We start from the raw sequence: 23,399 nt of genomic DNA on the forward strand, positions 1-23,399 counted from the left end.
GTCAGCGTTGTCCCCTGTTCTGTTGGCGCTCGCCCCGGGCCCGCTCGAAGGTGGAAGGCTCGGCTCCGACCGCGCTGAGAATCTCCGGCCGGTGCCTGCGGAAGTAGATCAACGTTTTCTTGACGGCTTTCACCACGGCTCGGGGGGTGATGGTGGCTCCGGTGAACTGGTCGAAGACCCCCCCGTTTTTCTTGACGTTCCAGTTTCGTGGCTCCGGGTCCCCAAGTGACCGGCCCTCGAAGGACGTGATCCAGCTGGATTTCTTCAGTTCAATCCGGTCCCCGAGCCCCGGTGTTTCCCGGTGACTGGTTACCCGAACGCCCAGAACGGTGCCGTCGAGGCTGATGCCCACCAGCAGATGAATATCACCGGAATAGCCATCGGGCGCAACGGCGGGAAAAATCAGTCCGACCGGATCGCCGCTTTTCCGCGCAACCCATGCGGTTAATGGTCCATCAATGGCGAGATTTTCACCGGGTGGCAACGTCACAGTGTCGTTCAGCAGGTCGTTGTCATGATGCGACTCCGGAATGATCTCGTACAGCGCGGCCGCTTCGGCGCGGGCGACCTGCTCCCTGATACGATCCTCGGTAAGCTGCTGGGTCAGGGCGATGGTGCCGCCGGTGATCACGGCGAACAGACCGAGACCGATGGCGCTGCGACGAATGGATTGTGCCAGTGCTGCCATGGTGTTATCCCGTCTTGCCCGGTATGCCCCGTGGGGGCTTATGATGACCGTAGGTACGCGGCGGGGTGTAATGATCGATGAACGGCACCGCGAAATTCATCAGCAGAACGCTGAAGGCCACAGCATCCGGGTAGTTGCCCCAGCTCCGGATGAGGTAGATGAGCACACCGATACTGGCGCCGTAGATCAGCTTACCCTTATGACTGGTGGCTGCGGAGACGGGATCGGTGGCGATAAAAAACGCACCGAGCATGGTGCCACCTGCCAGCAGGTGCATGGATACCGGCGCGTACTGGTCCGGGTTGTTGCCGAAGGCCAGGCTCATCAGGGCGAGGCCGGCCAGAAAGCTCACCGGAATGTGCCAGCTGATGATGCGCAGGGCAAGCAGTACAAGGCCACCGAAAAGGAAGGCACCGTTGACCCACTCCCAGCCTTTGGCCACCCCGGCTCCAAAGGTCGGGTGCTGCAGGACTTCGGCGGCGGTGTGGGTGGCGATCTTGTGCTTGTACTCATCAAGGGGCGTGGCCATGGTATAGGCGTCAATGGCGGTTTGCTGCCCCGAGAAGATGATGTTGAGGGTTTCACCAAAGCCGGGTGCATCCCACAGCATTCCGGCTTCCGCCCAGTTGGTGGTCATGGCGACCGGAAACGATACCAGCACCAGGGCATAGCCAACCATCGCAGGATTGAAGGGGTTGGCCCCGAGACCACCGTAGAGTTGCTTGGCCAGTACAATGGCTGCAATGACGGCTACCGCCGCTACCCACCAGGGCACAAACGGAGGCAAAGACAGTCCCAGCAGGAGTCCGGTGACCGCGGCGGTATGATCACGCAGGAAAAAAGCCACCGGTTTGCCGCGAATCTGAAGTACGGCCGCTTCCGCGGCCAGGGCCAGCAGCATGCACCAGATGACGTTGATGAGATTGCCCCAGCCGAAGAACAGGGTCTGGGCAAACAGACCTGGCAGGGCTGCCAGGATGACCCACTGCATCACCCGGGAGGTGGGTCGCGCACGATGAGCGTGGGGGGAGGACTGTTGCAGCAGGCTCATTCTCCCGGCTCCGTTTCCAGTTGCTTGCGGGCATCCGCCAAGGCGTCTTCCGCCCGTTTCACCCGATCCAGATTCTTGGTTACGGCCCGTTCCAGCTTCTCCACATTGTCGGCCTCGGTCGCCTTCGCGTCCTCAAGCATTCGCTCCATGGTTTCCAGTTTGCCCCTGGCCTGTTCCAACTGTTTTTCCAGGGCCTCGACGTCCGGTTTTTCGGCACCTCCGGCACCGTTCGGCATCGTCTCTTTCGCGGCTGATCTGGCCTTTTTGCGCGCCAGCGCCTCCTGGACCATGGCAGCCTTGGCGTCGCGCTCATCGGGTGCCTCGCCGCTGACCACGGCCTTTTCGGCTTCTGCCTTTTTCTTTGCCTGGGCTTCAGCGGCGGCCTTCGCTCGCTCCTGGCGGCGCAATTCCTTTTCCTGCTGCTCCCTGTCCAGCCGGGCCTGGCGGGCCTCGAACCGTTCACGGGCCCGGTCGGCCCTGACCTGCTCGGCCCGCTGGGTGCGGATCTCCCCCTTGGCATAGCGGTAGTACTGCACCAGCGGGATAGAACTCGGGCAGACGTAGGAGCAGACACCGCACTCGATGCAATCGAACAGATTCAGGTGTTCGGCACGGTCAAAGTCCTGGGCTTTGGCGTGCCAGAACAGTTGCTGGGGCAGCAACTCCATGGGGCAGCCGTCAGCGCAGAGGCCACACCGGATGCAGGGCTGCTCCGGAGGTGGCAGGGGCAGCTCCGCTTCAGTGGCGGCGATGATGCAGTTAGTGGTCTTGACCGCTGGAACCTCTGTGTTCTCCAGGGTATAGCCCATCATTGGGCCGCCAAGGATCAGTCGATTGATACGCTTCGGGTCAAAGCCCGCCTGATCAAGAAGGTGGCGGATGGGTGTACCGATCAGGGTCTCGAAATTCCCGGGCTCGGAGACCCCTTCACCAGTCACGGTGGTGATCCTGGAAATCAGCGGTTCGCCCCGGAAGACCGCGCGGGAAACGGCGATCGCTGTGCCGACGTTCTGGCACATCACGCCGATATCCGCGGGAATTCCGCCATGGGGCACTTCCATCCCGGTGAGAATCTGGATCAGCTGCTTCTCGCCTCCGGAGGGGTATTTGGTGGGAATCACCACCACCTCCGCCTGGGTGCCCTCGCTGGCTCGGCGCATGGCCTCGATGGCCTGCGGTTTATTGTCCTCGATGGCGATGATGCAGCGCTCCGGCCGGAGAACCCAGGCCATGACCTTGAGGCCGCTGTGTATCTCGTTCGCCCGTTCGCGCATGGCCATGTCATCGGCGGTAATATAGGGTTCGCACTCGGCGCCGTTGAGAATCAGGATGTCGACCTTGCGGTCACTGGGGGGCCGCAGCTTGATGTGGGCGGGGAAGCCCGCGCCCCCCATACCGCTGATGCCGGCTTCACGAATCTTTTCGAGAACGCCCTCCCGATCCAGCTTCCGGTACTCGGACGTCGGATTCAGCTCACACCAGCGGTCATCGCCGTCGGGAATCAGGGTTATGCACCAGTCTTCCATACCCGACGGGTGCGGTACCGGGTGTCGGCTTATGGACTCGATAGTGCCGGAAGTAGGGGCGTGGACCGGCACGCCCAAGCCGCCAGTGACGTCTGCCACCTTCTGGCCCTTGAGAACCCTGTCACCCGGGGCAACCACGGGTTCCGCGGGTTCCCCGATATGCTGCTGGAGGGGCAGGACCAGGCGTTCCGGAATGCCTGCCTTGCGGATCGGCCGGCTGGTGGACTGCTGCTTGTTCTCCGCTGGATGGATGCCACCCGGAAAGCTCCACAACTGGCTCATCAGGCACTGACTCCCTGGCGGTCGGTGGCGATCAGGGTGGACCTCGGCGGTTGCCAGGTCCAGGTGCGGATATCCGGCGCGATATTCACCATGTCTATGCAGTCGACCGGGCAGGGCTCCACGCAGAGATCGCAGCCGGTACACTCGCTCTCAATCACTGTATGCATGTGCTTGGCGGCCCCCAGAATCGCATCCACCGGGCAAGCCTGGATACACTTGGTGCAACCGATGCATTCGTCCTCGCGGATCACCGCGACCCGCTTGTCCTGCTCGACCCCGTGTTCCGCATCCAGGGGTTGGGGCTCCACGTCCAGCAGGTCTGCCAGGGCCTTGATGGTGCCTCCGCCTCCCGGCGGACATTTATTGATGGCATCGCCGTTGGCGATCGCTTCGGCGTAGGGCCGACAGCCTGGAAAGCCACACTGGCCGCACTGGGTCTGGGGCAACAGGGCATCAATCTGGTCCACCAGGGGATTTCCCTCCACCCGGAACCGCTCCGCGGCATAGCCCAGCAGGGCACCGAAAACCACCGCGAGGCCAAGAAGGACCAGAACGGCTATGAGGATACCTGTCCACATATTACGAACTCCGTCAGACCCCCACCAGGCCGGTAAAACCCAGGAATGCCAATGACATCAAGCCCGCGGTCACCATACCGATGGCCGCGCCCCGGAAGGCGAGTGGCACATCGGCCACGGCGATCCGCTCCCGCATGGCGGCAAACAGCACCAGCACCAGGGAAAATCCGGCGGCGGCGCCAAAACCATACAGAACCGACTCCACGAAGTTGTTGTTCTTGTTGATGTTGAGCAATGCAACACCCAGCACGGCGCAATTGGTTGTGATTAATGGCAGGAAGATTCCCAGCACCCGGTAGAGCAGGGGGCTGGTTTTACGAACCACCATTTCGGTAAATTGCACCACGACCGCGATCACCAGGATAAAGGTGATGGTCCGCAGGAACATCAGGTCCAGCGGCGCCAGCAGGTAGGTGTAGGCAAGATAACTGCATACGGATGCCAGGGTCAGCACGAAGGTGGTGGCCAGGGACATGCCCATGGCGGTTTCCAGTTTGCCGGACACGCCCATGAAAGGGCAGAGGCCGAGAAACTGCACCAGGACAAAATTGTTCACCAGAATCGTGCTGATCAGGATCAGCAGGTATTCGGTCATTGGCGTGTCGCTCCCAGGTGGCCGTGCCGCCTTACATCACCCGCATGCCCGGAGTTGCGCCGGAATCCGGTGACAGGATGAAGATTTCCTCGCCGCCGGGACCCGCTGCCAGCACCATGCCTTCCGACAGTCCGAATTTCATCTTCCGGGGTTTCAGGTTGGCTACCATCACTGTCATGCGGCCCTCCAGTTCCTCGGGCCCGTAGGCGGACTTTATGCCCGCGAAAACATTCCGTTCACCATGGCCGATATCCAGGGTCAGGCGGAGAAGTTTGTCGGCCCCTTCCACATGTTCGGCTTTGACAATCCTGGCCACCCGCAGATCAACCTTGGCGAAATCCGGAAACTCGATTTCGTCCGCTACCGGCTCCAGGTTGCCGGCCGCCTTCTTCGCTTCCGGCTGGCCACCGGTGGCGGAAACCATCTCTTCCCTGGAGGCCTCGATCATTTTCTCCACCTGCGCCATGTCGACCCGGCTCATCAGGGGGCTGAACTTGTTGATGGCGTGATTTTCCAGCAACTGCGAGCGGTTGTTCCAGTCCAGTGGCGCGTCGAGGAAGCTGTCGGCGCGCTCGGCGGTTTTTGGCAACACCGGTGCGAGATAGGTCATAAGCAGGCGGAACATATTGATGGCGTTGGTGCAGATGGCCTGGAGCTTCCCGTCCTGGCCCTCCTGCTTGGCGATCACCCAGGGTTGTTCCTCGTTCACATACTGGTTGGCAATATCCGCCAGCTCCATGATCCGGCGCATGGCTCGGCCGAATTCCCGGGTCTCGTAGAAGTCGGCGATCTCCTCGCCAGCGTCAATGAAACTCTTCAGCTTCTCCTGCTCGGTCACAGTGCCGAGACGCCCGTCGAAACGCTTGGTTATGAAGCCCGCACTGCGACTTGCGATGTTCACCACCTTGCCCACCAGGTCGGAATTCACCCGGGCGGCGAAGTCCTCAAGGTTCAGGTCCATGTCATCCACACCGGCCGTGAGCTTGGATGCGAAATAGTAACGGAGGTATTCGGGGTCCAGATGGTCCAGGTAAGTGCGGGCCATGATGAAGGTGCCCCGGGATTTGGACATCTTCTTGCCATTGACGGTCACGAAGCCGTGAGCCCAGACCGCGGTAGGGGTGCGGAAGCCGGCGTCATGGAGCATGGCGGGCCAGAACAGGGCATGGAAGTTGATGATGTCCTTGCCGATGAAATGATAGACCTCGGCCTCGGAATCCGCCTTCCAGAAATGCTCGAAATCGATACCGACCCGGTTGCAGAGGTTCTTGAAACTGGCAAGGTAACCGATAGGCGCATCCAGCCAGACGTAGAAGTACTTGCCGGGCGCATCCGGGATCTCGAATCCGAAGTAGGGCTTGTCACGGCTGATGTCCCATTCCTGCAGGCCGGCATCCAGCCATTCAGCCAGCTTGTTCGCCACCTGGGGCTGGAGGGTGCCGCTGCGGGTCCATTCCTTCAGGAAGTCCTCGAAGTCCGGCAGTCTGAAGAAAAAGTGCTCGGACTGCTTCTCCACCGGTGTGGCGCCGGACACCGCTGAGCGGGCGTTAATGAGTTCCGCCGGGGTGTAGGTGGCGCCGCATGCCTCACAGTTGTCACCGTACTGGTCTTCCGCCTTGCACTTGGGGCAGGTGCCCTTGATGAAACGGTCCGCCAGGAACATTTCCTTCTCCGGGTCGAAGAACTGGGTGATCTGGCGGGTGGCAATGTGCCCGTTTTCCTTGAGCTTGCGATAGATGAATTCGGAAAACTGCCGATTTTCCTCGGAATGGGTGGAGTAGTAGTTGTCGAAACGGATATTGAAGCCGGCGAAGTCCTGCTGGTGTTCCTCCCGGATACGCTCAATGAGCTGTTCGGAACTGATGCCCTCGCGCTCGGCGCGCAGCATGATGGCGGTACCGTGGGCATCGTCGGCGCAAACGTAGTAGCAGTTCTGGCCCCGCATGTTCTGATAGCGCACCCAGATATCGGTCTGAATGTATTCCAGCAGGTGCCCCAGGTGAATGGGCCCGTTGGCGTAGGGCAGGGCGCTGGTAACCAGAATGTCGCGCTGTTGCTTGGCTCTCGCTTGCGTCATGTTGCTATCCGAACCTTGGTGATCTGTGTAGGAAAGCTCCGGCGGGAAGCTTCGTATGGTCAGAAACGGGCACAAATGATACCTTCCATGACAACACTTTTCATCTTCCCGGACAGCGTTTTCACTGCTTCCATCCGGATATTTGACCCACGGAGCACATGATGGCCGAGATTTCCCGATCCGCCCTGGAAGGGGCAGTGCGTGAATACCGCGATCCCTATCTTGCAACGGATCTGTACCAGCTTGACGCCGTCAAGGCGCTGGACGCCGATGACCAGGGCAGGGTGACACTGACGGTGGAGCTGCCCTACGCCAGTCAGGGCATTGCCGGCGGCATGGCGGAAATCCTGACCAATGCCCTGGAGGGTGTCGAGGGTGTCGCCAGCGCCGAGGTCCGGGTCGGCCAGCGGATTCACGCCCACAAGGCCCAGCGTGACCTGGAATCCATCGGCGGTATCAAGAACATCATTGCCATTGCCTCCGGCAAGGGTGGTGTGGGCAAGTCCACCACTGCGGTCAACCTGGCCCTGGCGCTGTCGGCGGAGGGTGCCCGGGTGGGCATCCTTGACGCGGACATATACGGCCCCAGCGTCGGCATGATGCTGGGCATTCCCGAGGGTCAGCGCCCCGGCACGGAAGGCGACAAGTACTTCCTGCCCATTCAGGCCCATGGCATCCAGGCCATGTCCATGGCCTTCCTGGTGACCGACAAGACCCCCATGGTCTGGCGTGGCCCCATGGTCAGCGGTGCGGTTCAGCAACTGCTGACCCAGACCCTGTGGAAAGAGCTGGACTACCTGGTGGTGGACATGCCGCCGGGCACCGGGGACATCCAGCTGACCCTGGCCCAGAAGGTTCCGGTGACCGGTGCGGTGGTGGTCACCACGCCCCAGGATATCGCCCTGCTGGACTGCAAAAAGGGTATCGAGATGTTTCGGAAGGTCGAAATCCCGGTACTGGGCGTTGTAGAGAACATGAGCATCCATATCTGCAGCAACTGCGGACATGAGGAGCCTCTTTTTGGACAAGGTGGCGGCCAGCGGGTTGCGGACGACTACCAGACCGAGCTGCTGGGCCAGTTGCCCCTCCACCTGACCATCCGCGAGCAGACCGACGGCGGCAACCCGTCGGTGGTGGCCGAGCCGGATTCGGAAGTGGCCCGGCGCTATCGCGATATCGCCCGCCGGCTGTCCGCCGGTCTGTCCACCCGCGCAAAAAATCAGAGTGGTCCCATCCCCAGCATTTCCATCAGCGATGATTGATATGGCTTTTGCCGCCGGCAACCCTTAGGGGTAAACTATGGCGCCCCGTTCGACCGAGGTCGGCGGGGTCGGGGAATCGACGGCAATTCGGCAACAGCGCAGCGACAGGCGAGAGACGGCATCAATGAGCATCAAATCCGACAGATGGATTCGCCGCATGGCGGAAGAAGAGGGCATGATTGAGCCCTTTGAACCCGGTCAGGTCCGGGAAACCTCCCGAGGACGGGTCATTTCCTATGGCACGTCCAGCTATGGCTACGACGTGCGCTGCAGCAATGAATTCAAGATTTTCACCAACGTGCACTCCGCGACGGTGGATCCAAAGAACTTCGATGATAACAGCTTCGTCAATTACACCGGCGATGTCTGTATTATTCCCCCCAACTCCTTTGCCCTTGCCCGCACGGTCGAATACTTCCGCATCCCCCGCAAGGTACTGACCATCTGCCTGGGCAAGTCCACCTATGCCCGTTGCGGTATCATCGTCAACGTGACGCCCCTGGAACCGGAGTGGGAAGGCCAGGTTACCCTGGAGTTTTCGAATACCACCAACCTGCCGGCGAAAATCTACGCCAACGAAGGGGTTGCCCAGATGCTGTTCTTCGAGTCGGACGAGGAATGCGAAATCAGTTACAAGGATCGGGGTGGCAAGTACCTTGGCCAGATCGGCGTCACCTTACCGAGAGCCTGACCCGTTCAGCTGTTGGCGATTCATGAGCGGGCCCCGGTGGCCCGTTTTTTGGTTGAACCACTGAATGATCTGGACATAACCACCGAATAAAGCAGGAGCCGCACGTGAACGCGAACCAGTTTCTTAAAGCGGTTGAACAGCTCCAGGGCTGGCGCCAGACCGTATTCCTGCTGGCGCTGGCCGAGCGGGCCTTTCCCAATTACGCTCTTTTCAGCGAGGCGATTGGCACCAAGGCGGGTGGCAAGATGCGACAGCTGGCGGACGCCGGGTGGGAGATGTTTGCCGACCGCAGTGGCGAAACCGTCATTCCCCAGATGCTGGCCAAGCTGGAGAGCCTGAGCCCGAACGTGGAGGAATACGATGCCTACGGTGTCTACCCGGCGTTCGATTTCTGCCAGTTACTCGAAGAAGCGCTTCTAAGTCGGCTGAATCCCGGGAAGCACCGGGCGACGGAGGCTTCCCGGGTCGCCACCGGCACGGTAATGAACTTCATTGCCTTCTCGGAAGGCGAGGACCTGGATGAAAGTGAACTGGTGGAATTGCTGGAAAGTCATCCCTTGATGAAGGAAGACAAGATTTTCCAGCGTGACCTGGTCCTTGCCCTGAAGCGACAGCGTACGCCCACTGACGGGTTTATCCAGCGGGTAAGGACCCAGGCCGCCAACGATGGCCTCAGCAACCTGGGCATCACCCTGTCGGATGATGAGCCGGAGACCTGAAGGTTTTCCACATACCACCGGAACGCAGGTGACGTTGCCATGAAACTTTCCGCCTTTGGCCGCAAGTTTACCGCCGATGCCGGCATTACCTCGCTGATGGATGACCTGGGCAATGCTCTGGCTTCCGGCGACGACATGATCATGATGGGGGGTGGTAACCCTGGCCAGATACCGGCGGTACAGGATCGGCTGACCGAGATTCTGGGAGAGATCGCCGCCGATCCCGAGGCAATGAAGCGCCTGGTGGGAGTCTATGATCCCCCCAAGGGCGAAAAACAGTTTATTGCCGCGCTGACGGACCTGCTGAACCGGGAATACGGCTGGGGTCTCACCCCTGAGAACATTGCCCTGACCAACGGCAGTCAGGCGGCGTTTTTCATGCTGTTCAACATGTTCGGCGGTGATTTCGGCGACGGGCTGCGCAAGCACATTCTGCTGCCTCTGGCGCCGGAGTACATCGGCTACGCCGACGCCGGTATTGCTCCCGAGCTGTTCCGGGCGGTGCAGCCGGACATCAGCTTCACCGGCGCTCACGAATTCAAATACCGGGTCGATTTCGACGCCGTGGAGGTGACGGGTGAGACCGGTGCCATCTGTGTCTCTCGCCCCACCAATCCCACTGGCAACGTCATTACGGACGAGGAACTCACCCGGCTTGAAGAAATGGCCCGGGCCCATGACATTCCGCTGATCGTGGATGGCGCCTATGGCACTCCTTTCCCGAGCCTTCTTTACGTGGAGGCGAAACCGCACTGGAACGAGCAGGTCATTCTTTGCCTGAGTCTCTCCAAGCTGGGCATGCCAGCCGCCCGCACCGGCATCGTCATCGCCTCCGGGGAGATCGTGAAGGCCCTGTCCGGTATCAACGCCATCATGAACCTGGCAACCGGGAGCTTCGGCGCCATGCTGGCTGAACCGCTGGTGCGCAGCGGCGAAATCCTGTCCCTGAGCCGGGAGGTTGTCTGTCCGTTCTATAAAGCGAAAATGGAGCGCGCCGTGACCGCCTTCAGGGAAGCCATGGGGGACGACTGTCGCTGGTATGTTCACAAGCCCGAAGGCGCCATGTTTCTCTGGCTGTGGTTCCCGGACCTGCCGGTGACCAGCCTGGAGTTGTACCAGCGCCTGAAAGCGAGGGGCGTTCTGGTGGTTTCGGGGCACTATTTCTTCCCGGGGTTACCGGAGAATGACTGGCGTCATCGCCACGAGTGCCTGCGGGTGACCTATTCCCAGGATGATGAGCGGGTGGCGGCAGGTCTGCGCGCGATTGCCGAAGAGGTAAAGGCCATCTGGCGCGAGGCGGATTGAAATCGAGCCGTTACCTGCCGGCTATCTCCGCCTTGTCCAGAGTTACTTCGTAGCGGCTGCCATCCGGTTCCACCTGAACCAGTCGCACCAGCAGGTAGTCCAGCTCGGGGGCGAACCACAATAGCGTTTCCCGCTTGCTGCCTTCGCCACGGACCTTCTCGACCTTGATCGTTTCGAGGATACCGAATTCGGTTTTCAGCGGCTCGCTGTCCACCACCGTGAAGCGGTCATGATCGTAGTCACCATCATCGGCGACCGGATAGGACATGCTTTCCTTGCCAGCCTTGAGATCCTGACGCAGCTGGAGCTGAAACCCCAACGGGTCCAGGGCACCCTCCTCCAGGGGCATGGTGAAGGTATCACCGTTATAACTGCCGTTGACCGTTCCCGCTGGCCAGTTGAAATTCATGGCCCTGCTACGATTGCTGACCATCAGTCCCTCGAGGGCATAGCGGTACTCCAGTGGCTGGACCCGACCATCCTGCCACCTGAGGGTCAGGGATTCGTCGATATCGGCGATAAAGGATTCCACATCGAAACGATACAGCCAGGTGCCATCCTCCTGGTGGGTCAGGGAGAGCGTGGCGGATCCGTTGATGGAGATCCCTTTGTCCATTGTGGCGCTGTAGGTGGCTTTGAGGGGAGTCAGTTCGACCTCTGCCAGGCCCGGGTTGGCGGGTGTGGTTTCCCGCTCACTGCCGGAGACGGTCCCGGTCATTGCAAGGGTAAGCAGGAGGGCGGGCATGAGATGACGGATGACAGGGGTGTCAGTGGTTATCACTATCAATCTCCGGTACAGCAGGCTTCAGCGGAAACTTATCAAAGGCCGCGCTTTGTTCAGCTCCGAGTGTAACGCTGCTGGGGCACTGGTCGAATGACGGTTTCTTAACGGTTGCACCGCCCCGGTCACCGGGACGGCAGGGTATCGGGATAAGCGATCAGGTCGCAGGCAGCGTCAGGGTCCGGGGCAGGGGCTCGCCGTCGAAAAGTACCTGATCATCACCGGAGAGGGAGAGCCTGCCCTCGCAGAACCAACGCACCACGATGGGATAGAGCAGATGTTCGCGCTCCTGTACCCGCTCCCCCAGGGATTCGATGGTGTCATCGGGGTGGACGGGCACCTCCGCCTGGGCAATGACCGGCCCGCCATCCAGGTCCTCTGTAACGAAGTGGATGGACACCCCGTGTACCCGGTCACCGGCGTCAATTGCCCGCTGATGGGTGTTCAGGCCCCGGTACCTGGGCAGCAGTGACGGGTGAACGTTGAGCATGCGGCCGTGGAAGGCGCGGACGAAATCCTGGGTCAGGATCCGCATGAAGCCGGCCAGCACGATCAGGTCCGGTCGCCTCCGTTCCAGCTCCAGTCTCAACGCGGCGTCGAACTCCTCACGGCTGCCATGGCTGGTATGATCCACCGTAAAGGTTTCTATGCCGGCCTGGGCTGCCCGTTCCAGGGCAAAAGCCTGGGGGCGGTTACTGCCCACCGCGACGATCTCACCGGGGAAGTCCCGCTCCCGGGTGGCCTCCACCAGCGCCTGCAGGTTGGTGCCGCTGCCGGAAGCCAGCACCAGGATGCGGGGTTTCTCCACCGGATCTGCCTGCATGCCACTCACTCCTGCATCAGTCCCGGCGCGTAACGCACATCGGCTGGCGCGTCATGATCGGGCTGACTTTCCAGAACGCCTACCTGCCAGGCAACTTCGCCCATGGCGGCCAGGGTATCCAGAGCCAGGGCCTTCTGATCCTGCGGTACACAGACAATCATGCCGATGCCGCAGTTGAAGGTGCGGTACATCTCATGGTCTTCCACGCCGCCATTGTCCTTCAGCCACTGAAAGACCGCCGGCAGTTCCCAGCTTGTGGTGTCGATAGCGGCGCGGCTGCCGTCCGGCAGTACCCGTGGAATGTTTTCCGGCAATCCGCCTCCGGTAATGTGGGAGAGGGCCCGCACGTCAACGGTTTTGATCAGCTGCAGCAGGTTCTTGACGTAGATCCGGGTTGGCGCCATCAGGGCGTCAGCCAGGGTGGTTTCACCTATGGTCTGGTTCAGGTCGGCTTCGGTGACCTCGAGGATCTTGCGGATCAGGGAATAACCATTGGAGTGGGGGCCGGACGAGGCCAGCGCGATGAGGGCGTCGCCCGCTTGCGCCCGGCCCCCGTCAATAATGCTGTCCCGCTCGACAACGCCGACACAGAAGCCGGCCAGGTCGTAATCATCGCCTTCGTACATACCCGGCATTTCCGCGGTTTCACCACCCACCAGGGCGCAGCCTGCCAGCTCGCAACCCTTGCCGATTCCCTCCACCACATTGGCGGCGACATCGACGTTCAGTTTTCCGGTGGCGTAATAGTCGAGGAAAAACAGGGGTTCGGCGCCACCCACCACGAGATCGTTCACGCACATGGCCACAAGGTCTATGCCGATGGTGTTGTGCCGCTGCAGCTGCATGGCCAGGCGCAGCTTGGTGCCGACTCCGTCGGTCCCGGATACCAGCACCGGCTCGCGATAGCCCGCAGGGAGAGTGACCATCGCGCCGAAGCCTCCGAGACCTCCCAACACTTCCGGCCGGCGGGTGCGGCTGGCGGTGTTCTTTATCCGGTTTACCAGTTCATTGCCGGCGTCGATGTCCACGCCGGCATCGCGGTAGGTCAGGGAGGGCTTGTTCTTGCTCATGTCGGGGTCAGCCATGTTGATCGGTGGTGGGGGTGAGCGCGGGATTTTACCAGCTGGTGGTTGGGGCTCCAAATGTGTTTGACGAAGCTGCGGATCCGACGGTCGGCGGCCATTGCTACTCACCCTCCGGACCATCGTGTATCCTATGGCCCGGATTAAGGAATCTCTGGGTGACTCATGGCTGTAACACATCACTGGCATCAGCTGGGCCAGCGGCTTTTTCTCCTGCTGGCAACCGCATGTCTGGCCTTGCTCACGGCAATGCCGGCCCACGCCGTCGTCGTGGATGGACTCTTTCGGGAACAGGTTCCACTGACCGGGACCGACGAGCAGGCCCTGGCGGAGGGCTACGAGACCGCGCTTCGAGAGGTGCTGGTCCGGGTTTCAGGGAACAGCGAAGTTACCGGGCTTGAGGGTATTGGTCCCGTGCTGGAGGACGCCGAGTCACTGGTGCAGAGCTGGCAGGTGGTGCAGGGTGAAGACGGCGGGAAAGCGCTGGCGGTTACCTTTGGTCAGGTTGCGGTCAACCGGGCCCTCGCCTCCGCCGGAGCCCGGGTATGGGGCGCGAACCGGCCCCTGACCCTGGCCTGGATCGCCGTGCAGGACCGGGGCGATCGGGGCTTGCTGGTCGATCCCGACGAGTCCTCCGGAGAGGGCTGGTCCGCTCACTTTCAGCAGGCGGCGGCCGAGCGTGGTCTGCCTCTCGTGTTTCCCGCCGTGGAGCAGGCTTCCGACCGTCGACTGCTGTCGGAGGTCTGGGGCCAGTTCATGGGGCGCATCTCCGAGGCGTCACAGGGCACCTCTCACGATCTGTTGGCGGTAGTGCGCATCAACCGTCGAAACGATGGCTGGGAGGCAAGCTGGATCTATGAGGGTGAGGGCGTCGATCAGCAGAAAAGCGCCACCGGAGCCAGCCCGAAAGAGCTGACCCGGACGATCATTGATGCCTGGACCAGCGAACTGGCCGACCGCTTCGCGGTGACCGCCAGTGCCGTCGCTACCGGACCTGTCGTTCATATAGAGATTGCGGACGTGGACTCCGTCGCCGATTATGCCGCCATCAAGCGGGCCCTCTCCGGCCTGACCCCGGTGGAAAGTGTGGGGGCACGGCAGGTAACCAGGCAGCGGATTGTATTGCGGGTGGCATTCACCGGTGAACTGGATCAGCTTCGAAGGAATATCGCCCTCGATGATCGGTTCCTGCCGGTAGCTCCCGAGCCTGAATCCACCGATCGTCCTGGGCCGGAGGCGGGGCCCGGCGCAACGGCGGAGCCCGCGCAGGTGAAGACCGGCCAGGACGTTTTTCAGAAGGTCGACCAGACGCTTCATTATCGGTGGCGGGGTGGGGTGATCGCGACGCCATCGGCCGGAGAGTGATAGCCCTGCCAGGAGAGCAAAGGACCTCATGAAAAATTTCTGGCGCTGGATCCCTAACGCACTGACGTTCCTGCGGATACTGCTGGTCATGCCTTTCGCCTACATGCTCGCCAGTGGTCAGTACCGCCTGGCCCTGGCACTGTTCATCATCGCTTCGGTGACGGATGGACTGGACGGGCTGCTGGCAAGGGCGTTCGGCTGGAAAAGCAGACTTGGCGCCATCGCCGACCCCCTGGCGGACAAGTTGCTGATGCTTGCCGCTTACCTGGTGCTCAGCCTGACCATGGTGTTGCCCTGGTGGCTGTTCGCTGTGGTGCTGATCCGTGACGTGGTCATTATCGGAGGCGGTCTGATGTTTCACCGGCTGATCGGGCCCTTCGATGTGACCCCGAGCATGACCGGAAAGCTCAATACCCTGATCCAGATTATGGCGGCGCTGGCGGTCATCATGATTGAGGCAGGGTTCGATCTGCCGCCGTGGAGCCACACCGCTGCCGTCTGGTCCGTTACCGTAATGGCGATTATCAGCGGGAGCCACTACGTCGCCCTCTGGGGCCTGAGGGCCATGCGCGGGAGAGCCTCGTGACCGGTGCCCAACTGACTCTCGGAGTGCGTCTGCGGGATGAAGCCCGCTGGTCCAACTTCCACGGCGAACGCAACGCCCAGGCTGCGGCCCTGATCCGGCAATGCTGTGGCGATCCGGACCTTCCCCTGTTGGTGATCTGTGGCGATGAGGATACTGGCAAGAGTCATCTGCTGCAGGCGGCCTGCCATGAGTTCGAGCAGCAGGGCCGCAGTGCGGTCTGCTTCAGTATTCCCGAGCTGCTTGCCACCGCGCCGGAGGCCCTTGCCGGTGTCGAGACCATGGACCTGGTGGCGCTGGACGATGTTCACATGCTCGCCGGCAATCCCCAGTGGGAAGAGGCGCTTTTCCATCTTTATAACCGCGTGAGGGACCTGGGAAACCAGATTATGGTCACGGTGAATGAAACGCCGGCGAGAGTCGGGCTGGACCTGCCGGACCTTCGCTCCCGCCTGCAGGAAGGGTTGCTGGTCCAGCTTGGCACCTACCGTGACGAGGACCGGATGACCATACTCAAGTCCCGGGCGGAGCAGAGGGGGCTGGTACTCAGTGACGAAGTGGCCGGATTCGTGATGCGCCGGTCGCCACGGGGACTCGGGGCCCTGCTGTCCACGCTGGACACGCTGGACGAGAATTCACTCCAGGCCCAACGGCGCCTGACCATTCCCTTCGTGAAGTCGGTCATGGGATGGTAACCTTTTCCCTGTGACGACACGTATTGCCCAGGAGCCTTTCAATGAGTGACCAACAGGATCCCATCGCTGAAGTGGCGGACCGCCTGCTGAACATCGAGGCGGAAATGCGGCGGATCAGGGTCTGGTCCTTCGAAGCACCCTCCCCGGAAGCCCTGGCAAGCAACCAGCCATTCTGCATCGATACCCTGGACTTTACAGAATGGCTGCAGTTCGTATTCCTGGCCCGTATGAAAGTGATTGTGGAGCGGGGCCATGGTCTGCCAGCCGTATCCGGTATAGCTCCCATGGCCGAGGAGCATTTCCGGGGCCGCCCTGAAGCCGGCGACCGTCTGGTCCGGGAGCTGGAAGCGGTAGACCGTCTGCTCAGCGATTCCTGATGTCGTTATCAAGCACATCGGGCAACAGGTTCCGGCCCTGGCGAACCTGTGCAAACAGCTCGCCAAGCCCATCGCTGGACACCGGTGGGCAGAATCGGTGGCCCTGCAGCAGGTGGCAGCCAGCCTGACGCAGGAAGCGGTGCTGTTCCTCGGTCTCCACTCCGGCGGCGGCCACCCTCAGGGAGAGCTGACGGGCAAGACTGATCAGGGTATGGGTAATGGCAGCGGTGTTTTCATCGTCGGGAGCCCGCTGCAGCAGGGGTGGGTCGATCTTGACCTGGTCGAAGGGAAGCTCCCGTAGCAGGGTGAGGGATGATAGCCCGCTGCCAAACCGATCCAGTGTCAGGCCGATCCCCGTCTCCTTGAGGGAGTGCAGCACGGCTGATGTTTCCTCCAGACGGTCGGACAGCAGGCGTTCGTCGATCTCCACCATCAGCAGGGAGGGGTCCAGGCGGGTTAACTCGATGGTCCTTGCCAGCTCTTCGCCAAGTTTGGGGTGATTGTATTGCCGCGATGACAGATTGATGCTGATCTGGACTCTATCGCCACTCATGGCCTGGATGGCCCGTGCCTGAAGGCAGGCGTTGTTGCAGATCCATTCACCAATGGCGTGCAACTGACCGCTCTGTTCCGCCACCTCCAGAAAATCCCCTGGACGCAGCAGGCCACGGCGGGGGTGATTCCAGCGTAACAGGCTTTCCATGGCCACGATCCGCCCGCTGCGGGCATCCAGCACCGGCTGGTAGTGAAGGTCGAGCTCACCGGCCCTGATGCCGGCCCTGAGCTCCTGTTCCAGCGACATCTGGCGCTGTATCTCCTGGTTCATGTCCTCACTGAAGAACTGGACGTTATTGCGGCCCGCTTTCTTGGCCCGGTACATGGCCATGTCTGCGTTCTTAAGCAGCTGTTCATAGCTGGCGCCGTCCACCGGTGCAACGGTGATGCCGATGCTTGAGGTAATCACAAGCTCGCCCCCGGGGACGGTTATGGGCCGGGTGATGTCGTCCAGGATGCTTCGGGCCACTTTTTCACACCCTTCGGCCCCGCTGACGTGGTGGAGCAGTACCGCGAACTCGTCGCCCCCAAGACGTGCGATGGTATCTTCCTCCCGTACGCTGTCTTTCAGGCGCTGGGAAAGGGTCTGGAGGAGCACATCACCAGCGTCATGGCCCAGGGTGTCGTTGATCCGTTTGAAATGATCGACGTCGAGGCTGATCAGGGCGCAATGATGACCATGGCGGGTGGCGCTTGCCAGGGCCCGGCGACAACGGTCCTCGAACAGGCGCCGGTTGGCCAGGCCGGTCAGAGCGTCAAAGTGGGCCAGATAATGAAGCTGGTCCTGGGTTCTGCGGATTTCCGAGATGTTCTGGCCAATAAGAATCAGCTGGTGCCGGTCCTCCTCTTCGTCCTGAAGCAGGTTGAGGTTCCACAGGATGATGTGATGGCTTCCATCGAAGCCGCGAATGCCGGTTTCGAGGGTCTCCCGATCATGGCCGGCTCCAAGGGTCTTGAGGATTTTCCAGCCCATCTCATCCCGGTACTCCTCCGGAATGAAGGTTTCCACCAGGTTGCGACCGACCGCTTCATCGCGGCTATAGCCGAACAGACTCTCCGCCGAGGCGTTCCACTGGCGGATCCGGAAAGAGGAATCGATCAGGATGATGGGGGTGGCCGCGGTATCGAACAGTGCCCGAAAATGCCTGGAAGAACGGCGGAAAGAGCGCTCGGCCTGCTCGCGAACGAAAATCTCGTCCCTCAGTTCCTGGTTTATGGCCTGAAGTTCCCGGGTGCGCTCCTCCACAACGTCCTCAAGGCGGGATTCGATCCGTCGTCGCTCCCTCAGAAGAGCCCGGACATAGACGAAAGTGCCCGCCAGTACCAGCATGGCCGGGCCGGCGGACCAGAGGAAGTCGACGATGGCATCCCGGCCCAGGGGCACCTTCGGTGTCATCAGCAGTATCAGTGGGCTGAGGGCGAGCGACAGGATGATGAGACTGACCAGGGTGTCGGCCAGAACTGGAAGCCAGCGTTCTCGCAATTGTCTTTGGCTGTGTTGTTGCACGGTGTCCCTGCCTGTGTCCGGATCCGCCTGGGCGTATCCGGTATCCTTGATTGATCAGCCTCTTCCGGAAGCTTTGTCAGCCGCCACTGGCGTCCATATGAAGTCGCATGGACAGGTCCGTGGCTTCCACGTCTTTGGTAAGGGCGCCAATGGAAATGAAGTCGACGCCGGTTTCCGCCACTGGCACCAGGGTATCCTGGTTGATGCCCCCCGACGCTTCCAGGCGGCAGGCGCCTGCCGCCAGATTTACCGCAGTGCCCATATCCACCAGGGAAAACTCATCCAGCATGATGATGTCGGCCCCCGCATCCAGGGCTTGTCGCACCTCATCCAGGTTTTCCGTTTCCACCTCGACCGGTTTTCCCGGAGCGATCCGGTGGGCCTGGCTGACCGCCGCGGCGATGGATCCGCAGGCCGCAATGTGGTTTTCCTTGATCAGGAACGCATCCCACAGTCCTATCCTGTGGTTATAGCATCCTCCACAGCTTACCGCGTATTTTTCCGCCAGGCGGAGGCCGGGCAGGGTCTTGCGGGTATCCAGCAGGCGCACACGGGTGTGGGCCACCTGGTCGGCGTATCGCCGACAGCGGGTTGCCACCCCTGACAGGGTCTGCAGCCAGTTGAGGGCCGACCGCTCCGCTGTCAGCAGGCTCCTTGCCGGCCCTTCGCAGGTGAACAGGAGCTGGCCGGCCTCGACCCGGTCACCATCCGCCGCCTGCCATTGCACCCGCACCCGGGGGTCGACCTGGTGGAAGACCTCGTCGACCCAGGCCCGACCGGCCAGCACGGCTTCAACCCGGGTAATGACCCGGGCCCGGCCCATCTTTTCCGGGGCAATCAGGGCGGCGGTAATATCGCCGCTGCCGATGTCCTCACGCAGGCTCAATGCGACGGATTCGATGCGGGACTGGCGCAGGAGTTCGGGTGACAGTGGAGTCATAAAAGGTATTTGTCCGGTCTGTGGGGTCAGGGCCGTTGATTGTATCGACCGCGTGCGTTGCTGGAAACACCCGGAGTCGGTATCGGGCCTTTTCAGAGAGTGACGTTTTACGTCAGTTTGTTGCCGGAATCGACGGGCGGGATCACTCCAGACGCTGAAAAAGTGGAATAAAGGTTGGAAAGTGTGACGGGGTTCGACTGTTCACAAATGGTGACAAAAACTGACACATATTGACGATGGGAGCGCATATCATAGGTAATCAGAGTGTTAACCAATGTAAAACGGGGCCGAGCCATGGCACAGGACAGCAAGGTAGTGAGTCTCAGAGAGGCGCAGGGATCGCGCGCGGAATTACCCGCCACCCTGATCCGCCTGAGGGACGCCTCTGCCCGCTCCCTGGTGACGGTCATGTCGGAATTCTTCGACCGGGCTGACGACGTGCTCTTCTCCATGGCGGACCGGGCCGGGTCCAACCAGGACCAGGTCGCTTACTTTGACGCCATGCGGGAACTCAGGCTGCGTCGCAAGACCATGACCAGCACCATGCTTAACTGGGTGGCCCGCGCCTTCAACGAGATCGGTCGCTTTGATCCGATGCCCCGCAGCAGGGGTCTTGAAGAAGTGGACCAGGACTCGCTGTCCATACTCGACGACAGCGAGCTGGAAAAGAAAGTCGCCATCGAAAGTCTGGTCAACAAGCTGGCCACCCGATATGCCGAGCCGGTGCGTTTGCTGAGCGCCCGAATCGCTCAGGTTTCCGGCCTGCAGGACCTGGCCGACCGTCAGATGCCATTATCTCCGGAGGTTATCTGCACCGGTCTGGGCGAGGCCAGCGGCGAGCTGGATATCGACATTCGTGCAAGGCTGGTGGTGATCAAGCTGTTCGACCGGCTGCTGGTGGACCGGCTCGACACCCTTTACCGGGAGGCCAATCAGTTGCTGGTGGCTGAGGGCGTGCTTCCGGACCTGAAGCGTGCACCGCGGAAGGGGCAGCGGCAGGCCAGTCCTCGGCCGGTACCGAAATCTTCCGGCAGCAGGCAGGTTGAGGTTGACAGGGGTGAGCGGGGCGGGCCCGGAACCGATCCGGAATCCTCGGTAACCTTCTCAGAATTGACGGAACTCCTTCATCGAAACGATACCGGCAGCTCCGCCGGCCTGGGGGGCAATGCCACATCCGGTGGCGGAACAGTTATGGAGCTGGCCACCGAAGACCTGATGGGCAGGCTTGGTGGTCTCCAGGGTTCCACCATGACCAGCGAGAAAGGGCAGGTTCTGCCGCTGTCGGTGCTGTTGAGCCGTGTGCTCAACCAGAGCCCGGACCAGCGTCTGCCGGTGAACCAGGTGGATGGCGACGTCATCAACCTGGTTGCCATGCTTTTCGAATTCATACTGGATGACCGGCAGTTGCCCCCGGTCATGAAAATGCTGATCGGGCGTCTTCAGATTCCGGTCCTCAAGGTGGCCCTGATGGATCGGAGCTTTTTCAACCGCGGTGGTCACCCCGCCCGTAAGCTGCTGAACGAACTTGCCATGGCGGGAATCGGCTGGACTCCGCGCAGCGACAATCAGCGTGATCCCCTGCGGGAAAAGGTTGAGAGTGTAGTGGACCGGCTGTTGAACGAGTTCACGGACAACGTCGGGCTGTTCACGGAATTGCTGAAGGAATTCCAGCACTTCATGGATCTGGACCGGCGGCGTCGGGAACTGGTGGAACAGCGTCTTCGGGATGCCGAAGAAGGCCGTGCGAAGCACGAGCTGGCCAGAAGCCGGGTGCGTGCTTCGCTGGACGAGCTGTTGGCCATCCACCAGCTTCCGGACAGGGCCATTGCCCTCGTGAACGAGCCCTGGCGAAAGTATCTGGAATGGGTTTTCCTGCGGGAGGGTGAGGATTCGAGGGAATGGCAACAGGCACTTGAGCTCACCAGTCGTCTCGCCTGGAGTCTTGACCCCCAGCCTGTTGAAGAGGGCACACGGGATGAGCTTCTCAGGACCATCCCGAAAATCACCGATGCCCTTCGCAATGGCCTGCACAGTATTTCCTGGGATCCGTTTGCCATCGATGCCGCCATCCGGGATCTGGAGCTGGCTCACGTGGATGTGCTCCAGGGCCTGGTAAACCGAGGCCGCAACCCGGAGCCAGAGGCCCTGTTGCCGGAGAACGAAATTGAGACGGCCGCGACAGATCAGTCCGGTAACAGTCCGGAAGACAGCCAGGTATCAACACGGCAGCCGATCGCAACCGATCACCTGGAGCCGGTGCCATCCCGACCAGTCAGCACCGTTGCCGCTGCCGAGCCCGCCCTGGAGCAGCCTTCAGGAGAGACGCCCGAAGCCGGGGAGACTCCAGTGCCAGCTCCGGACCCACAGTGGGTGGAGAAGGCCGCCGGCCTGAGAGTGGGTTGTTGGGTGGAGATGCCCCGTGACAATGGCCGCCTGCGGTGCAAGCTGGCCGCGATTATCCGGGCGACCGGCAAGTACATTTTCGTCAACCGCAATGGCGCGAAGGTGGCGGAGTACCTGCAGGATGAGCTGGCACTGGCGCTGTCACAGGGCCGCATTACCATGCTGGATGATGGCCTGATCTTCGACCGTGCCCTGGAGTCCATCATCGACAATCTCCGTCACAACCGCCGGGACTGAACCGCTGGTTCGCCCCGGCGACGGCTTTGTGTTTCAATTCGGGGTAATGATCCGTTGTTAGCAGGAAAACCGTGTCTGCCCCTCAATTCCCCAAGTTTCCCTCCAGGCTAAGGTCAAGCGGCCGGCTACCCTCCGCCCGCTGGTGCCCGTCACCCAATTACGGTCCCCGGCCGGATGCGGAGGATGTTTCGCTACTGGTGATTCACAACATCAGCCTGCCTCCGGAACAGTTCGGTGGGCCTCACATCGAGAATTTCTTCTGTAATAAGCTCGATACCTCAGTGCATCCCTATTTCGAGGAGATTGCTGCCCTGCGGGTATCGCCCCATCTGCTCATCCGCAGGGACGGCGAACTGGTACAGTTTGTCAGCCTGAGGGAGCGGGCATGGCATGCGGGCCGTTCCATCTTCTGCGGTCGAAAGGAGTGTAATGACTATTCCGTAGGCATCGAGCTGGAAGGAGCCGACACCATCCCCTATACCGAAGCCCAATATCACCAGCTTGCCGTCACGGCCCGGAAAATCATGGTGGCCTGGCCAGAGATCACGCCAGAGCGTATCGCCGGCCACAGCGATATTGCCCCTGGCCGCAAGACCGACCCCGGTCCGGCTTTCGACTGGGATCGGTTCATGGGCCTGCTGGCGGAACAACGGTAGCTACCGGATGACCTTCCCGGGAAGCCTGCGGAGTCCGATCACTTTCTGATACCGGAGCGATGCTGCTCCCAGAGCACTTCTTCACCACCATTGCGCCGGGCCAGCACCCGGGCCACCACGAACAGGAGATCCGAAAGCCGGTTCAGGTAATGCCGCGAGTCCGGGTTGATGGAGTCCTCGTGACTGAGGGCGACCACCACACGCTCCGCCCGTCGGCACACGGCCCGGGCCAGATGGCATTGTGCCGCTGCCGGAGTGCCGCCCGGAAGGATGAAGTTCTTCAAAGCGGGCAGGTCGGCGTTGTACCTGTCGAGCGTTTCTTCCAGCCAGCTGATGTGGCCATCGTCGATCACCCGGCTGCCGGGGATGGCAAACTCTCCTCCCAGGTCGAAGAGGTGATGCTGGATGCGCAGGAGCAGCTCGGCGATGTCGTTTTCTCCTTCCAGCAGTTCGATCAGCATGCCGATGTGTGAGTTCAGCTCGTCGGCCGTGCCCATGGCCTCCACCCGTTGGGCATTCTTGGCAATGCGGTTGCCGTCGGCAAGGCCGGTGGACCCGTCATCGCCGGTCCGGGTATAGATTTTGGAAAGTCGGTTTCCCATGGAAGAAGCTCCGGTCAGT

Annotated in this window: 22 protein-coding genes; 10 read left to right on the plus strand and 12 right to left on the minus strand. The window is 61.3% G+C overall.

Going from position 1 to position 23,399, the window contains the following annotated elements; genetic code table 11:
• Position 1: 1 nt before the first annotated feature.
• The 6 genes from rsxG to metG are packed head-to-tail and all read right to left on the minus strand — an operon-like array spanning position 2 to position 6,797.
• Complete coding sequence (gene rsxG, locus BM346_RS00195; RefSeq protein ID WP_092008314.1) at positions 2-688, minus strand: electron transport complex subunit RsxG; 687 nt, start codon at positions 686-688, stop codon at positions 2-4.
• Positions 689-692: 4 nt separating this feature from the next.
• Positions 693-1,739 carry an electron transport complex subunit RsxD gene (gene rsxD / locus BM346_RS00200; RefSeq protein WP_092008315.1) on the minus strand — a complete coding sequence of 349 codons (1,047 nt, stop codon included), beginning with the start codon at positions 1,737-1,739 and terminating at the stop codon, positions 693-695.
• Positions 1,736-3,547, minus strand: coding sequence for an electron transport complex subunit RsxC (rsxC, locus tag BM346_RS00205; protein WP_092008316.1), 1,812 nt, complete (start codon positions 3,545-3,547; stop codon positions 1,736-1,738). The genes rsxD and rsxC overlap by 4 nt, the downstream gene beginning before the upstream one ends.
• The gene (gene rsxB / locus BM346_RS00210) at positions 3,547-4,125 is read right to left on the minus strand and encodes an electron transport complex subunit RsxB (RefSeq protein ID WP_092008317.1); all 579 of its coding nucleotides are present in this window, start codon (positions 4,123-4,125) and stop codon (positions 3,547-3,549) included. The genes rsxC and rsxB overlap by 1 nt, the downstream gene beginning before the upstream one ends.
• Before the next feature lie 13 nt (positions 4,126-4,138).
• Positions 4,139-4,720 carry an electron transport complex subunit RsxA gene (gene rsxA / locus BM346_RS00215; RefSeq protein ID WP_092008318.1) on the minus strand — a complete coding sequence of 194 codons (582 nt, stop codon included), beginning with the start codon at positions 4,718-4,720 and terminating at the stop codon, positions 4,139-4,141.
• 31 nt (positions 4,721-4,751) lie between these two features.
• Entirely contained in the window at positions 4,752-6,797 is a 2,046-nt protein-coding gene (gene metG, locus BM346_RS00220) for a methionine--tRNA ligase (RefSeq protein ID WP_092008319.1), read from the minus strand.
• Positions 6,798-6,958: 161 nt separating this feature from the next.
• Here metG and apbC point away from each other — a divergent pair, with 161 nt between their 5' ends.
• The 4 genes from apbC to BM346_RS00240 all read left to right on the plus strand — a co-directional run bounded on the left by apbC (position 6,959) and on the right by BM346_RS00240 (position 10,774).
• Complete coding sequence (apbC, locus tag BM346_RS00225; RefSeq protein ID WP_092008320.1) at positions 6,959-8,059, plus strand: iron-sulfur cluster carrier protein ApbC; 1,101 nt, start codon at positions 6,959-6,961, stop codon at positions 8,057-8,059.
• A 124-nt stretch (positions 8,060-8,183) separates the two neighbouring features.
• Positions 8,184-8,750 (plus strand): dCTP deaminase, encoded by a 567-nt coding sequence (dcd, locus tag BM346_RS00230; RefSeq protein WP_092008321.1) that lies wholly within the window; start codon positions 8,184-8,186, stop codon positions 8,748-8,750.
• Positions 8,751-8,854: 104 nt separating this feature from the next.
• A complete protein-coding gene (locus BM346_RS00235) occupies positions 8,855-9,469 on the plus strand; it encodes a YjaG family protein (protein WP_092008322.1) in 615 nt (204 codons plus the stop codon).
• 39 nt (positions 9,470-9,508) lie between these two features.
• A complete protein-coding gene (locus tag BM346_RS00240; protein WP_092008323.1) occupies positions 9,509-10,774 on the plus strand; it encodes a valine--pyruvate transaminase in 1,266 nt (421 codons plus the stop codon).
• A gap of 10 nt (positions 10,775-10,784) precedes the next feature.
• Here the strand turns inward: BM346_RS00240 and BM346_RS00245 are convergent, their stop codons facing one another.
• From BM346_RS00245 to purM, 3 genes are all read right to left on the minus strand, one after another.
• Positions 10,785-11,555, minus strand: coding sequence for a DUF3108 domain-containing protein (locus tag BM346_RS00245; protein WP_092008324.1), 771 nt, complete (start codon positions 11,553-11,555; stop codon positions 10,785-10,787).
• 157 nt (positions 11,556-11,712) lie between these two features.
• Positions 11,713-12,378, minus strand: coding sequence for a phosphoribosylglycinamide formyltransferase (gene purN, locus BM346_RS00250; RefSeq protein WP_092008325.1), 666 nt, complete (start codon positions 12,376-12,378; stop codon positions 11,713-11,715).
• Between the two features lie 5 nt (positions 12,379-12,383).
• Positions 12,384-13,448 (minus strand): phosphoribosylformylglycinamidine cyclo-ligase, encoded by a 1,065-nt coding sequence (gene purM / locus BM346_RS00255; protein WP_092013116.1) that lies wholly within the window; start codon positions 13,446-13,448, stop codon positions 12,384-12,386.
• 177 nt (positions 13,449-13,625) lie between these two features.
• Between purM and BM346_RS00260 the strand changes: the two genes are divergently transcribed.
• The 4 genes from BM346_RS00260 to BM346_RS00275 are packed head-to-tail and all read left to right on the plus strand — an operon-like array spanning position 13,626 to position 16,480.
• Positions 13,626-14,825, plus strand: a complete 1,200-nt coding sequence (locus tag BM346_RS00260; protein WP_092008326.1) for a DUF2066 domain-containing protein — start codon at positions 13,626-13,628, stop codon at positions 14,823-14,825.
• 28 nt (positions 14,826-14,853) lie between these two features.
• Positions 14,854-15,411 (plus strand): CDP-alcohol phosphatidyltransferase family protein, encoded by a 558-nt coding sequence (locus BM346_RS00265; protein ID WP_092008327.1) that lies wholly within the window; start codon positions 14,854-14,856, stop codon positions 15,409-15,411.
• Positions 15,408-16,103: a DnaA regulatory inactivator Hda gene (gene hda / locus BM346_RS00270; RefSeq protein WP_092008328.1), complete on the plus strand. Its 696-nt coding sequence runs from the start codon at positions 15,408-15,410 to the stop codon at positions 16,101-16,103. The genes BM346_RS00265 and hda overlap by 4 nt, the downstream gene beginning before the upstream one ends.
• Before the next feature lie 41 nt (positions 16,104-16,144).
• On the plus strand, positions 16,145-16,480 hold the full coding sequence (locus BM346_RS00275; RefSeq protein ID WP_092008329.1) for a YqcC family protein: 336 nt from the start codon (positions 16,145-16,147) through the stop codon (positions 16,478-16,480).
• On the opposite strand, the gene BM346_RS00280 is transcribed toward BM346_RS00275, so the two are convergent.
• Positions 16,467-18,542 carry a putative bifunctional diguanylate cyclase/phosphodiesterase gene (locus BM346_RS00280; RefSeq protein ID WP_139229879.1) on the minus strand — a complete coding sequence of 692 codons (2,076 nt, stop codon included), beginning with the start codon at positions 18,540-18,542 and terminating at the stop codon, positions 16,467-16,469. The two genes, BM346_RS00275 and BM346_RS00280, sit on opposite strands and share 14 nt — an antisense overlap.
• A gap of 76 nt (positions 18,543-18,618) precedes the next feature.
• Complete coding sequence (gene nadC, locus BM346_RS00285; protein WP_092008331.1) at positions 18,619-19,482, minus strand: carboxylating nicotinate-nucleotide diphosphorylase; 864 nt, start codon at positions 19,480-19,482, stop codon at positions 18,619-18,621.
• 294 nt (positions 19,483-19,776) lie between these two features.
• Here nadC and BM346_RS00290 point away from each other — a divergent pair, with 294 nt between their 5' ends.
• Both BM346_RS00290 and ampD read left to right on the plus strand, forming a co-directional pair.
• Positions 19,777-22,122, plus strand: coding sequence for a DUF1631 domain-containing protein (locus BM346_RS00290; RefSeq protein ID WP_092008332.1), 2,346 nt, complete (start codon positions 19,777-19,779; stop codon positions 22,120-22,122).
• 71 nt (positions 22,123-22,193) lie between these two features.
• Positions 22,194-22,778 (plus strand): 1,6-anhydro-N-acetylmuramyl-L-alanine amidase AmpD, encoded by a 585-nt coding sequence (gene ampD, locus BM346_RS00295; protein WP_092008333.1) that lies wholly within the window; start codon positions 22,194-22,196, stop codon positions 22,776-22,778.
• Positions 22,779-22,816: 38 nt separating this feature from the next.
• On the opposite strand, the gene BM346_RS00300 is transcribed toward ampD, so the two are convergent.
• Entirely contained in the window at positions 22,817-23,380 is a 564-nt protein-coding gene (locus BM346_RS00300; protein WP_092008334.1) for a cob(I)yrinic acid a,c-diamide adenosyltransferase, read from the minus strand.
• Between the last annotated feature and the right edge of the window lie 19 nt (positions 23,381-23,399).

The organism is Marinobacter daqiaonensis (assembly GCF_900115285.1).
Lineage (GTDB): Bacteria > Pseudomonadota > Gammaproteobacteria > Pseudomonadales > Oleiphilaceae > Marinobacter > Marinobacter daqiaonensis.

Coding starts and splice junctions, on each gene's coding strand:
- rsxG (WP_092008314.1), bottom strand. CDS start 688: ATGGCAGCACTGGCACAATCCATTCGTCGCAGCGCCATCGGTCTCGGT.
- rsxD (WP_092008315.1), bottom strand. CDS start 1,739: ATGAGCCTGCTGCAACAGTCCTCCCCCCACGCTCATCGTGCGCGACCC.
- rsxC (WP_092008316.1), bottom strand. CDS start 3,547: ATGAGCCAGTTGTGGAGCTTTCCGGGTGGCATCCATCCAGCGGAGAAC.
- rsxB (WP_092008317.1), bottom strand. CDS start 4,125: ATGTGGACAGGTATCCTCATAGCCGTTCTGGTCCTTCTTGGCCTCGCG.
- rsxA (WP_092008318.1), bottom strand. CDS start 4,720: ATGACCGAATACCTGCTGATCCTGATCAGCACGATTCTGGTGAACAAT.
- metG (WP_092008319.1), bottom strand. CDS start 6,797: ATGACGCAAGCGAGAGCCAAGCAACAGCGCGACATTCTGGTTACCAGC.
- apbC (WP_092008320.1), top strand. CDS start 6,959: ATGGCCGAGATTTCCCGATCCGCCCTGGAAGGGGCAGTGCGTGAATAC.
- dcd (WP_092008321.1), top strand. CDS start 8,184: ATGAGCATCAAATCCGACAGATGGATTCGCCGCATGGCGGAAGAAGAG.
- BM346_RS00240 (WP_092008323.1), top strand. CDS start 9,509: ATGAAACTTTCCGCCTTTGGCCGCAAGTTTACCGCCGATGCCGGCATT.
- purN (WP_092008325.1), bottom strand. CDS start 12,378: ATGCAGGCAGATCCGGTGGAGAAACCCCGCATCCTGGTGCTGGCTTCC.
- purM (WP_092013116.1), bottom strand. CDS start 13,448: ATGAGCAAGAACAAGCCCTCCCTGACCTACCGCGATGCCGGCGTGGAC.
- BM346_RS00260 (WP_092008326.1), top strand. CDS start 13,626: ATGGCTGTAACACATCACTGGCATCAGCTGGGCCAGCGGCTTTTTCTC.
- BM346_RS00265 (WP_092008327.1), top strand. CDS start 14,854: ATGAAAAATTTCTGGCGCTGGATCCCTAACGCACTGACGTTCCTGCGG.
- BM346_RS00275 (WP_092008329.1), top strand. CDS start 16,145: ATGAGTGACCAACAGGATCCCATCGCTGAAGTGGCGGACCGCCTGCTG.
- nadC (WP_092008331.1), bottom strand. CDS start 19,482: ATGACTCCACTGTCACCCGAACTCCTGCGCCAGTCCCGCATCGAATCC.
- BM346_RS00290 (WP_092008332.1), top strand. CDS start 19,777: ATGGCACAGGACAGCAAGGTAGTGAGTCTCAGAGAGGCGCAGGGATCG.
- BM346_RS00300 (WP_092008334.1), bottom strand. CDS start 23,380: ATGGGAAACCGACTTTCCAAAATCTATACCCGGACCGGCGATGACGGG.